Genomic DNA, 12122 nt, shown 5'->3' with positions numbered 1-12122 from the left:
GGCGAGCGCCGGTCCGGCCTTGGCAACGCTCAGCGTTCGCGCGGCGCGCTACCCTGGTCGTATTGGTCGGCATCGGTCTTGTCGGTCGGCATGTTGCCTTGCCGGGCCGGCGGCGGGGCCGATTGTCGACTCCCGCCGGCGCCCCCGTCCTGCTTGCCGATCCCTTCCATCCCGGTCTGGATCTGCCCGCCCTGGCTGCCGCCGCTGAAGGCCTGCTCGGCCTCCTGGTCGGTGGTGTCGCCTGCCAGCAGGTCGTCGGTCCGGCTGGCCGACTGCTGGCTGCCCTGGCCGGCGCCTCCCATGGCCCCGATGTCGCCGGTGCCGCCGCTGCCCATCGAGCCGGCGCTGCTGCTGCCGTCGCGGGTTGCCTGGTCGTAGTTGCGCCCCTTGGCGTCCTTGCTTTCGCTTTGCATCGACATGCTGGCCTCCTGTGGCAAATAGTTCGATGGAGTCATGATAATCCTGCGCGGGCCGCGCACGCATAGTCTCCGGCCGAAGCAGCCTGTAGGACGGCGCCCTGCCGCGCCAGGCCGGTCCTCAGCCTGGCGCGCCGCTGATGTGTTTCTGCTTGTCCAGCACCTGGCGGATGCGGCGCGCCAGCCGTTCCCGGGTGTAAGGCTTGCCCAGCAGTTCCACGCCCGGATCGAGGCGACCGCCATGCACGATGGCGTTTTCGGTATAGCCCGAGGTGAACAGCACCGCCAGCTTCGGCAGGCGCGCGCGCGCGATGCGCGCCAGTTCGGGGCTGCGCAGCCGCCCCGGCATGACCACGTCGGTGAACAGCAGGTCGATCGGCACCCCGCTCTCGATCACCGTCAGCGCGCTGGCGGCATCCGGCGCCTGCAGCACCCGGTATCCCAGGCTGGTCAGCATCTCGACCGCGGTGGCGCGCACCGCTTCGTCGTCCTCGGCCACCAGGATGGTTTCGGTCCCGCCGTCGGCCGCCTGTGGCTCGGCCGGGCCGGCCGGCTCCTCGGCTGCGGCCGAGCGCGGCAGGTAGAGCTTGACGGTGCTGCCCTGCCCCACTTCGCTGTAGATCTTGACGTGGCCGCCGGACTGCTTGACGAAGCCATACACCATCGACAGGCCCAGGCCGGTGCCCTTGCCTTCTTCCTTGGTCGAGTAAAAGGGCTCGAAGGCGCGGCTAGCCACTTCCGGCGGCATGCCGCAGCCGGTGTCGGTCACCGCAAGCAGCACGTACTGGCCCGGGTTCACGTCGCCGTGGCCGCGGCAGTACAGGTCGTCGAGCACGGCATTCGTGGCCTCGATCGTCATCCGGCCCCGCCCGAGCATGGATCCGCTCATCGCGTCACGCGCGTTGATGGCCAGGTTCAGCAGCGCATTCTCGACCTGGGCCACGTCCACCGCCGTGTTCCACAAGCCGCCCGACACCACCATCTCGATCTCGATCTCTTCGCCCAGCGAACGGCGCAGCAGGTCTTCCATGCCGGCCACCACGCGGCCGATCCCGACCACCCTGGGTTCGAGCGGCTGGCGGCGCCCGAAGGCGAGCAGGTGGCTGGCCAGCTTGGCGCCCTTGTCGACCGCAGAGCGCGCGCTCTCGATCCAGCGCGCGCAGCCGGCATTCGCCGGGTCGCGTGCCATCGCCGACATCTGCAATAGTTGCAGGTTGCCGGAAATGATCTGCAGCAGGTTGTTGAAGTCGTGGGCCACCCCGCCGGTCAGTTTGCCGATGGTTTCCATCTTCTGCGACTGCTGCAGCGCGAGTTCGGTGCGGCGGATGGTCTCGCGCTGTTCGCGCTCGGCCGTGACGTCGCGTCCGATCGCGTGCACGAAGCGTTCGTCCGGGGCCGCCGTCCACGACAGCAGGCGCCAGCCGCCGTCCTTGCGCCGATAGCGGTTCTCGAACGTGTTCACGGTGTCGCCGCGGCCAAGGGCCGCCATCTGGGCGATGGTCGCCGGGCGGTCCTCGGGGTGGACCAGCTCGAGGAAGTTCTTGCCCAGGATGTCGGTCTCCTGCCAACCCAGCAGCGCGCCGAGGGCCGGGCTGACCGCCTCCACCCGGCCGTCGAAAGCGCATACCAGCAGGATGTCTTTCGAGAGCCGCCACATGCGGTCGCGCTCGGCCGTGCGCAGCGCCACCTGGCCCTGCAGGTCGGCGCTGAGCGCGGCGTAGCGCTGCGCGGTGTTCTTCTGTTCCTCGATGTCGGTATTGGTGCCGACCCAGCCGACGATCTGGCCATTGAACTGTCCGTCGTCGCCACGCAGGGGCAGCGCGCGGTTCAGGTGCCAGCGGTAGCTGCCGTCGGCGCGGCGCAGGCGCACCTCGGCCTCGAACACGGCGCCGGTGGCCACTGCTTCGGTCCAGCGGGTGCGCACCGTGTGCAGGTCGCCCGGGTGCACCATCCGCCCCCAGCCGTCGCCGAGCAGCTCGTCGTAACGGTAGCCGCTGTAGGCGTAGATCCTTTCGTTGAACCAGTCGAGCCGCCCGTCGGCGTCGGCGGCCCAGACCTGGGCCGGCATGGCCTGGGCGAAGCTGCGGAAGCGCGCCTCGCTTTCACGCATGGCGCGCTCGGCGCGCACACGCTCGCTGACGTCGTTGCCCTGTACGAAGATGCCGATCACCGCGGCCGACTCGTCGCGCACCGGCTGGAACACGAAGTCGAGGTAGTGCTGGCGGCTGACGCCGTCCGCACCCAGCAGCCACACCTCGGCGCCGGCGCCGGTGTGCGGCTCTCCGGTGGCGTACACCTGGTCGAGCAGGGCCAGGAAGCCTTGCGTGGCAATCTCGGGCAGCACCTCGCGCACGCTGCGGCCCACGATGTCGGCGCGCTCGACCAGCCCGAGATAGGCCTGGTTGACCAGTTCGTAGCGGTGCTCGGGGCTGGCAAGCATGGCCATGAAGCCGGGCGCCTGGGCGAACATGGCGCGCAGCCGTTCCCCTTCCCCGGCGAGGTAGCGCTGGGCGCGCACCTTCTCGGTGGTCTCCACCACCAGTGCCAGCACGCCGGCGACGCCGCCGTCGTCGGCCACGATCGGCGAATAGTCCAGGCTCAGCCAGACCTGCTCGGGCGTGCCGTGGCGGCACAGCCGCAGCTCGGCGTCCTGGTAGGACAGCGTGCCGCCCGCCATGCAGACCCGCATCACGTTGTCGTTGAAGTCGGCTTCGTCGGGCCAGCTCTCGCGCACCGGTGCCCCGAGCTGCTGCGGATGGCGCTCGGCGGCGATGCGGGCGTAGCCGTCGTTGTAGATCATGAGGCCCTCGCGGCCCCACATGGTGACCATCGGCGCCGGCGAGCGCAGGATCAGCTCGACCGTGTTGCGCAGCACCGCCGGCCATTGCGCCACCGGTCCGAGGCTGGTGGCACGCCAGTCGAATGCGTCGATGAGTTTGCCGAGTTCGCTTCCGCCCTGAGCGAAAGGCCGGCGGGTTGCCACTGCCGCGTGCACCATGCTGGTCCGTTTCCATTTGTAGGAAAGCAATTGTAATATCTAAGGACAAACAGCGAAACACGAATGTGTCATGTCATTACGCAGCGATGACACAACAGTTTCATTCTTGCAATGTACAATTCCGGCATCACTCACCGCCGGCACGCCAGGAACCATTCATGAGCACCGACCTCCGCGCCCTGGTCGTTTACGCCGACCCGTCGCTGCACCGCTCGCGCATCAGCCGCCGGGTGGCCGACGCCGTCGCCAGCCTGCCCGGAGTACGGGTCCAGGACCTGTACCAGCTGTATCCCGACTTCTACATCGACGTGCGCCGCGAGCGCGAGCTGGTCAAGGCCGCACCGCTGCTCGTGTTCGTGTTCCAGCTCGGCTGGTACGCGATGCCGGCCCTGCTCAAGGAATGGTTCGACAGCGTGTTCACGCCCGCCTGGGCGGCGCATCAATCCGGGCGCCTGGAGGGCAAGACCGCCTTTGCCGCGGTGGCCTGCGCCGGCGCCGCCGGCGACTACCGGCCCGGCGGCCGGCACGGCCGTCCGCTGGAAGACTTCCTGGCGCCGCTCGAACAGACCGTGAAGACATGCGGCATGGACTGGCTGGCGCCGCACGTGTTCTACGGCGCCGAATCGGCTGCCGATGCGAACCACGATTCCGCAGCTCCCGAGGCTGCCCGGCGCCATGCCGACGCGCTGCGGACGCAGGTAGCGCGCCATGCCGGCATCGACCTCGATGCGGGAGCGGCCAAAGGAGTCGATGATGGAACATGATCTGCTTCTCAACGCCATGGTCTACCTGGCGGCCGCCGTGATCGCGGTACCGGTCGCCAAGCGCCTCGGCCTGGGCGCGGTGCTGGGCTACCTGCTGGCCGGGATCGCCATCGGCCCCTGGGGCATCGGCCTGATCGGCGAGGTCGAGGACATCCTGCACTTCTCGGAATTCGGCGTGGTGCTGCTGCTGTTCGTGATCGGCCTCGAACTCGAGCCGCGCCGCCTGTGGGCGCTGCGCCGCTCGATCTTCGGCTGGGGCAGCGTGCAGGTGTTTGGCGTGACGGCGGCGCTCGTGCTCGCGGCGATCCTGGCCGGCATCGGCTGGAAGATCGCGCTGATTGCAGCGCTGGGCCTGTCGCTGTCCTCGACCGCGATCGCGCTCACCACCATGCAGGAACGGAACCTGCTCCCGACCCCGGCCGGCCAGGCCGGCTTCTCGATCCTGCTGTTCCAGGACATCGCCGCGATCCCGATGATTGCCGTCGTGCCGCTGCTGGGCGTGGCCGATTCGCACCCGGACAGCGGCTGGGCGGGCGTGCTCAAGGCTGCCGCCGTGATCGCCGCCCTGGTGCTGGCCGGGCGCTTCCTGATCCGCCCGCTGCTGCGCTTCATCGCCCGCACCGGCATGCGCGAGATCTTTACCGCCTTCGCCCTGCTCCTGATCATCGCGATCTCGCTCCTGATGGCCTCGAGCGGCTTGTCGATGGCCCTCGGCGCCTTCATGGCCGGCGTGCTGCTGGCCGATTCCGAATACCGCCACGCGCTCGAGGCCGACCTGGAGCCGTTCAAGGGACTGTTGCTCGGGCTGTTCTTCATCGCGGTCGGCATGTCGGTCGACTTCGGCGTGCTGCTGGCCCAGCCCTGGCGCATCGTCCTGATGGCGGCCACCTTCCTGTCCATCAAGCTGGGGCTGTTGTGGCTGATGGCGCGCTTCTTCGGCATGACGGGGCGCCAGCGCGTCCTGTTCGCCTTCCTGCTGTCGCAGGGCGGCGAGTTCGCCTTCGTGGTGTTCGGGGCAGCCGCCGCAGCCAGGGTCTTCGCGCCGGAGACCGCCTCGATGCTGGTGGTCGTGGTCGCGCTGTCGATGATGGCCACCCCGCTGCTCCTGATGCTGTACGACCGCGTGCTCGAGCCGCGCTGGCAGCGCCGGCACAAGCGCGCGGCCGACCCCATCGACGCCAACCAGGGCCACGTGATCATCGCCGGATTCGGGCGCTTCGGCCAGATCGTCGGCCGCCTGCTGCACGCCAACCAGGTGCCGCTGACCATGCTCGACCATGACCCCGACCAGATCGACACCCTGCGCGAATTCGGCTTCAAGGTGTTCTACGGCGACGCCACCCGTGCCGACCTGCTGCACGCGGCCGGCGCGGCCCACGCGCGCGCCCTGGTGCTGGCGGTGGACGGCATCGACGACAGCCTGAAGCTGGCGGCGGCGGTGCGCGCGGCCTTCCCCGGCCTGCCAATCCTGGCGCGCGCCCGCAACGTCACCCATTATTACGAACTGATGGACCTGGGCGTGACCGTGATCGAGCGCGAGACCTTCGAATCGGCGCTGATGCTGGGCCGGCGCACGCTGGAAGAACTCGGCTTCGGCGCCTATCTCGCCCGCCAGGCTGCGATGCGCTTCCGCGAGCACAATCTCAAGAGCGTGCTCGATGTGTACCCGTATTACAAGGACCGGGAGCAGTACGCCTCGATGGCGCGCCGCGCGCGCGAAGAACTGCATGCCATGTTCGAGCGCGACTTCGTCGCCCTGCGCCGCGATCCGGACGACGCGGACGCGTGAGAAGTCCCCCCGGACCCTGTCGGTCCGGCCGCCACTCCGGTATCATTCGGGGATGAATGAGATTTCCTACCAACCTTTTGTTATTGGTGTCGCCGGCGGCAGCGGCAGCGGCAAGTCGACGGTGACCCAGCAGGTGCTGGCATCGTTCGGCGCCGACATGGTGTCGGTCGTGATGCAGGACGATTACTACCGCGACCAGTCCGACCTCAGCCCCGAGGTCCGGCGCAAGCAGAACTACGACCACCCGCAGGCCTTCGACTGGCCCCTGCTGGTACGGCATGTCCGGGCCTTGTGCAACGGCGAGACGATCGAGATGCCCGTGTACGACTTCACGATCGACAACCGTTCGAATAAAACCATTCCCGTCAAACCGGCGCCGGTCATCGTGATCGAAGGCCTGTTTGCCCTGTATGACGCGGATTTGCGCAAGATGATGTCGCTGAAGATCTTCGTCGATACGGCTGCCGATGTCCGCTTCATCCGCCGCATGCAACGGGATATCTCCGAACGCGGCCGTTCGATGGAGAGCATCGTGGCCCAGTACCTCGAAACGGTACGCCCGATGCACAGGCAGTTCATCGAGCCCACCAAGCGCGACGCGGATGTCATCTTGCCGCATGGCGCCAATGGGCCGGCGGTCGATATGATCACGACCAAGGTGGCCAGCGTCATCGGCCAGTTGGCCGAGCGCCGACTCGCGGACCGGCGCGCAGACTGAAACTTGTCTATACAAGTGTAGTAATTTCGTCGCGCAACGCTCTGTTTCCAGGTAGAAATGGCTATACTGGTCTCCGCGGACCGCCAGCTGTCCGCCTCCACCAGCAGCGGCTACGCCGCGACATTCGTGACTACCTTGGACATTTCCACCTCCTCACCGGACGGGCGCGCTGTGCTCGCCGAAGAGAACGCGGCCCTGATCGACAACGCGCTCGACCTGATGGCCGTGTTCGATCCCGACGGCCGCGTCCTGCGCGTGAACGCCGCATCGCGCACCCTGCTCGGCTACGACCCGGGCGAGCTGGCCGGCCTGCACTTCAACGACCTGATTCATCCGGAGCAGCACGAGGAAGCCCTCGCCATCCAGGACGGCCTGCGCAGTCATCATCCCGAACGTTCCGAATTCGTCGCGCGGCTGCGGCATCGCGAAGGCCGCGAAATCCTGTTGTCGGTCGCCGCTTGCTGGTTGGAGCAACACCAGCGCACCTTCGTGACCGCGCGCGACGTTACCGGCCAATACGTCGCGCAGCGCGCCTTGCTGCGCTCGGAAGCCGCGCTCAACAATATGCTCGAGAGTATTGGCGACGCCTTCTTCGCCATCGACAGCGGCTGGCGCCTGACCTATGCCAACCAGAAAGCGGGTGACTTCGTCGGCGTGAAGGTGGCCGATGCGATCGGCCATCCGCTGCTGGCGATGGCGCCGGACCTGCACCATTCGCCCACGTTGCAACACTACCAGCGCGCAATGGCGACGCGCCAGCCGGACAGCTTCGAGACCTTCTGGGAGCCGCGCCAGGTGTGGCTGGAGGTACGCGTATACCCGCTTGCCGACGGTATCTCGGTGTACTTCCACGAGATTACCGCCAGGCGCGAGGCCGAACAACGGCTGCGCAAGAGCGAGCAGCGCTTCCGCAATCTGTTCAACCAGGCCGGCGACAGCGTCATGATCGTCGACGGCGGACTACGCGTGGTCTCGGTGAACGACCAGGCCTGCGCGCGCTTCGGCTACAGCCGTCAGGAGTTCGCCGGCATGCTCGCCACCGACGTGAACTTCGGCTTCGACGAAGGTCGCACCATGCTGGCCGGCCTGCGTGCGGGGCATGCCCAGCTGCTACGCCTGGAGAAGCGCTGCAAGGACGGCAGCGTGTTCCCCGCCGAAGTGCAGATTTCGCGCTTCGACGACGAGGGCGAGGAATTCTTCCTGGCCGTGATCCGCGACCTGAGCGACCGCGCCGAGGCCGAACGCCAGTTGCACCACCTGGCCACCCACGACACCCTGACCGGCCTGCCGAACCGCGCCCTGCTGGGCGAGCGCGTGCAGCAGATGCTCGACGCCTGCCCTTACGGGTCGTCGGTGGCGGTGATGTTCCTCGACCTCGACCGTTTCAAGGAAGTCAACGATTCCTTCGGCCACGAGATGGGTGACGTGCTGCTGTGCGAGGTGGCGGCGCGCCTGCGCAAGGTGATCCGCCCCACCGACATCATCGCGCGCCTCGGCGGCGACGAATTCGTGGTGGCGGCCCACTGCGCCAGCGGTCGGAAGGCCGCCGCGGTCATCGCCGACAAACTGCTCGACGTGCTCACGGCGCCGGTGAAGGTCGGCGGCATCGACGTGATCATCGGCGCCTCGATCGGCATCAGCATGTACCCGCAGGATGCGCAGACCCGCGAAGTGCTGTTCCAGGCCGCCGACACGGCGATGTACCGGGCCAAGGGCGCGGGCCGCAACCGCTACCGCGTGTTCGAGCCGGAGATGACGGTGGCGACGCAGGAGCGCATGGCGCTCGAGTTGTCGCTGCGCCCGGCCCTGGCGCGCGGCGAATTCGAACTGCACTACCAGCCGCGCTATGCGCTCGACGGAATGCGCCTGGTCGGCATGGAAGCGCTGATCCGCTGGAACCACCCGGAACGGGGCCGCGTGCCGCCGCAGCAGTTCATCGGCATCGCCGAGGAGACTGGACTCATCAATGCAATCGGGCGCTGGGTGCTGGAAGAAGCATGTGCCCGCACGCGTGGCTTGATGAACGATTGCGGCCGCAAGCTGGTGGTGTCGGTCAACGTGTCTGCGCGCCAGCTGGCCCAGGCCGGCTTCGCCGACGAGGTACGCGAGTCGCTGGTCCGCACCGGCCTGCCGCCCGACTGCCTGGAGCTGGAACTGACCGAAAGCGCGCTGATCGAGGACATCGAGCACACCGCCTCGATGCTGCGCGAACTGAAGTCGCTCGGCATCCAGCTGGCGGTGGACGACTTCGGCACCGGCTATTCGAGCCTGGCCTACCTGCGCCGCTTCCCGATCGACGTCCTCAAGCTGGACCGCTCCTTCGTCATGCAGCAGGACGATAACGTGACCACCGTCGATTTCGTCAAGGCCTTCGTCGACATGGCGCACGCGCTCGGCATGGCGGTGGTGGCCGAAGGGGTCGAGACCGCCGAGGTGCTGGAATTCCTGCGCGCGGCGCGCTGCGACCAGGCCCAGGGCTACCACCTGGCGCGGCCGATGCCGCTGGCGCAGCTGCGCGCATGCTTCGGCGGGCCGGCGCCGGCCGGTTGACGCGGCGTGCCACTTTTCCACGCAGCAAGTCAGACAGGGTAAGATGCCGCCATGACGACCCACACACGCAGCACCAGGATTTCGACCCAACTGATGCTGCTGTTCGCAGGGCTGGCGCTGGCCATCGTCGTGGTGCTGGCCCTGATACTGAACCGGCTGGCCACCGAGCGCTCGGAGGACGAGCTTGGACACCAGTTCGCCGAGATCGCGCTGCAAACCACCGACAAGCTGGACCGCACCCTGTTCGAGCGTTACCGGGAAGTCCGGCTGTTGTCGGCGCAGGCCGGGCTGGCCGGCCCGGGCGCCGATCCGGCCGCCAGGCGGCGGGTGCTCGAAGCCATGCAGAAGACCTATCCCTACTATGCCTGGCTCGGCCTGACCGATGCGACCGGGCGGGTGCTGGTCTCCGCCAACCGCCTGCTCGAAGGCGCCGACGTCGCCGGACGTCCGTGGTTCAGGAATGCACTCGACGGCCGGCACCTGACCGACGTCCACGAGGCGCTCATGCTCAGCAAGCTGCTCCAGCCGGCAGGGGCCGAACCCTTGCGTTTCATCGATATCGCCTTCCCCTACCACGACGCCTCCGGGCGCGTCGCCGGTGTACTGGGGGCGCACCTCAGCATCGATTGGGCCAGCGAGATCAGGCAGTCGGTCGTGCTGCCGCTGCTCACCCGCCGCCATATCGAAGCGCTGGTCGTAGGACAGGACATGCGGGTGATCATCGGTCCGAAGCACCTGGTCGGCACCGAACTGTCGCCCCGGCAGGTGGACGGTGGCGACGCGCCCGTGTGGCCGGCTGGAAGCGGCTATGCGGTGCAGGGCTTCGGCGACGGCAAGCGCTACCTGGTCGGCTACAGCAGGAGCCAGGGGCACAGTTTCTCGCCCGGCCTGAACTGGACCGTGCTGGTGCGCCAGGAAGTCGGCCAGGCGTATGCGCCGATCGCGCAGTTCCGCAGCCAGGTCTTCGCGATCGGGCTGGGCATCGCGTTGCTCGCGGCCGGCCTGGCCGCCTTGCTGGCGCGGCGCATCGCGTGGCCGCTGGGCGAACTGGCGGAATCGGCGCGCCGCATCGAAGCCGGCGAACTGGAGGCGATCGGCGATGCCGGCGGCGGTTACCGCGAAATCCGCATGTTGCGCATCGCGCTGCAATCGCTGCTCGGCAAGCTGCGCGCCAACGAAGCCGCGATGCGGCTGGCCGCACGCCGCAAGGACGAATTTTTGGCCACCCTGGCCCATGAACTGCGCAACCCGCTGGCGCCGATCGCGGTAGCCGCCGAACTGCTGGTGATGGCGCCTCCGGATGCGGAGCAGCAGAAGCGCTACGGCGAAATGATCCGCCGCCAGACCCGCCACATGACCGACATGATCGACGATTTGCTCGACGTATCGCGGGTCACCCGCGGCCAGGTCGAGCTGGAACGGGTGCCTACCGGCCTGCAGGAAGTGATCGCGGAAGCCGTCGAGCAGGTCTTGCCCCTGGTGAACGCGAAAAGGCATTTGCTGGCACGGGCGATCGGCGGCGCGCCGCTCATGGTGCTGGGCGACCGGACCCGGCTGGTGCAGGTGGTCGCCAACTTGCTGGACAACGCGGCGAAGTACACCCCGGACGGCGGCCGCATCGAACTGGCGCTGACGTCGAACGGCGGGCGCGCGCTGCTGACGGTACGCGACCACGGCATCGGCATGTCCGCCGACCTGATGGCGCATGCGTTCGAGCTGTTCACCCAGGAGACACGCAAGACCGACCTGAGCGCGGGCGGCCTCGGCGTCGGCCTCGCCTTGTCGAGGCAGCTCGTTACGCTGCACGAGGGCACACTGGCAGTCAGCAGCGACGGCCAGGGGATGGGCAGCACCTTCACCGTGTCGCTGCCGCTCATTCCGCCTGGGGCCACCCTGCCTGCTACATCACCAACCCCGCCGGCGCCGTCTGGCGGGTGAAGGTCGGCCCGGCCGTGGCCGGCCGGCCTCCCTCCCACACCAGCCGGTCGATGCACATGCGGCGCCCGGTCATGGCGGGGTCCCAGGCGTGGTACACGACCCAGTCCTGGCTGCCGTCCGGCGAGGTGGTGAAGGAATTGTGGCCGGGGCCGATGACGCTGCCGGGCCGCGAACGCATCAGGAGCGCTTCGTTGCTTCCTTCCGGCCGGCTGAACGGCCCCAGCGGATGGTCCGCCACCACGTAGCTGACCCCATAGTTTTCCTTCTCCCAGGCGCCGCCGCTGTAGAAGCAGTAGTACTTCCCGCCGTGGACCAGCACCGATGCGCCTTCCACCGTATGCCAGTCGTATACCGCGTCGTACATCGCGCGCCCCTGCCTGAACAGGTGCCAGTCCGCGTGCGGGCGCGCCACCGTGCGCGGCTCTCCCGCCAGGCGGTCCATCGCCACCAGGCGGTCGACCACGATGCCGGTGCCGATCCGGTGGTCGTCCTCCTGATCCAGGAAATCGACGCAGTAGTACAGGTACCACTGGCCGTCGCGGTCACGGAAAGGATGGGCGTCGATCGAGAACTGCAGGTGCGGCACCAGGAGCTTACCCTGGTCGACGAAGGGGCCGATGGGGTTGTCGGACACCGCCACCCGCAGTTTCTGGTGCTTGCCCTCCTGGTCGCCACGCGAGTAGTACATCCAGAACCTGCCCTCGCTGAAGGCCACCTCGGGCGCCCAGAAATGGTCGTTGCCGGCCTCGGCCGGCGCCGAGATGGCGTAGCCCGCGCGGTGCCAGTCGACCATGTCGTTCGACACCAGCACCGGGAAGCGCCCGCCTCCGGGACCGTCGGGGGCGGTGCCGTAGGCGTAGTAGCGGCCTTCGTGCCGCAGCACGAAGGGGTCCGCCATGATGTCCGGATACACCGGATTGCTGTAGGTCTTGATCATGTGTTCGCTCCT

The 12122-nt window shown here is 68.0% G+C and carries 8 protein-coding genes; 5 read left to right on the top strand and 3 right to left on the bottom strand.

Translation table 11 applies throughout. The features are described 5' to 3' along the window. Window positions 1-29 precede the first annotated feature (29 nt). The gene (locus AC56LU_RS01880) at window positions 30-419 is read right to left on the bottom strand and encodes a hypothetical protein (protein ID WP_497173893.1); all 390 of its coding nucleotides are present in this window, start codon (window positions 417-419) and stop codon (window positions 30-32) included. A 118-nt stretch (window positions 420-537) separates the two neighbouring features. Then, complete coding sequence (locus AC56LU_RS01875; protein WP_497173892.1) at window positions 538-3414, bottom strand: PAS domain-containing hybrid sensor histidine kinase/response regulator family protein; 2877 nt, start codon at window positions 3412-3414, stop codon at window positions 538-540. 158 nt (window positions 3415-3572) lie between these two features. Between AC56LU_RS01875 and AC56LU_RS01870 the strand changes: the two genes are divergently transcribed. The 5 genes from AC56LU_RS01870 to AC56LU_RS01850 are packed head-to-tail and all read left to right on the top strand — an operon-like array spanning window position 3573 to window position 11173. Continuing rightward, complete coding sequence (locus tag AC56LU_RS01870) at window positions 3573-4178, top strand: NAD(P)H-dependent oxidoreductase (protein ID WP_497173891.1); 606 nt, start codon at window positions 3573-3575, stop codon at window positions 4176-4178. Then, window positions 4168-5967, top strand: a complete 1800-nt coding sequence (gene kefC / locus AC56LU_RS01865; RefSeq protein WP_497173890.1) for a glutathione-regulated potassium-efflux system protein KefC — start codon at window positions 4168-4170, stop codon at window positions 5965-5967. The genes AC56LU_RS01870 and kefC overlap by 11 nt, the downstream gene beginning before the upstream one ends. Before the next feature lie 52 nt (window positions 5968-6019). Further along, window positions 6020-6685, top strand: a complete 666-nt coding sequence (gene udk / locus AC56LU_RS01860) for a uridine kinase (protein WP_497173889.1) — start codon at window positions 6020-6022, stop codon at window positions 6683-6685. Window positions 6686-6742: 57 nt separating this feature from the next. After that, window positions 6743-9235 carry a sensor domain-containing protein gene (locus tag AC56LU_RS01855; protein ID WP_497173888.1) on the top strand — a complete coding sequence of 831 codons (2493 nt, stop codon included), beginning with the start codon at window positions 6743-6745 and terminating at the stop codon, window positions 9233-9235. Window positions 9236-9286: 51 nt separating this feature from the next. Further along, window positions 9287-11173: a sensor histidine kinase gene (locus AC56LU_RS01850; protein ID WP_497173887.1), complete on the top strand. Its 1887-nt coding sequence runs from the start codon at window positions 9287-9289 to the stop codon at window positions 11171-11173. On the opposite strand, the gene AC56LU_RS01845 is transcribed toward AC56LU_RS01850, so the two are convergent. Then, window positions 11136-12110, bottom strand: coding sequence for a glycoside hydrolase family 43 protein (locus AC56LU_RS01845; RefSeq protein WP_497173886.1), 975 nt, complete (start codon window positions 12108-12110; stop codon window positions 11136-11138). The two genes, AC56LU_RS01850 and AC56LU_RS01845, sit on opposite strands and share 38 nt — an antisense overlap. Between the last annotated feature and the right edge of the window lie 12 nt (window positions 12111-12122).

Source organism: Telluria sp. PB2R4 (assembly GCF_059685695.1).
The sequence above is the reverse complement of the archived record's forward strand: the minus strand, read 5'-3'. Positions and strand labels throughout refer to the sequence as shown.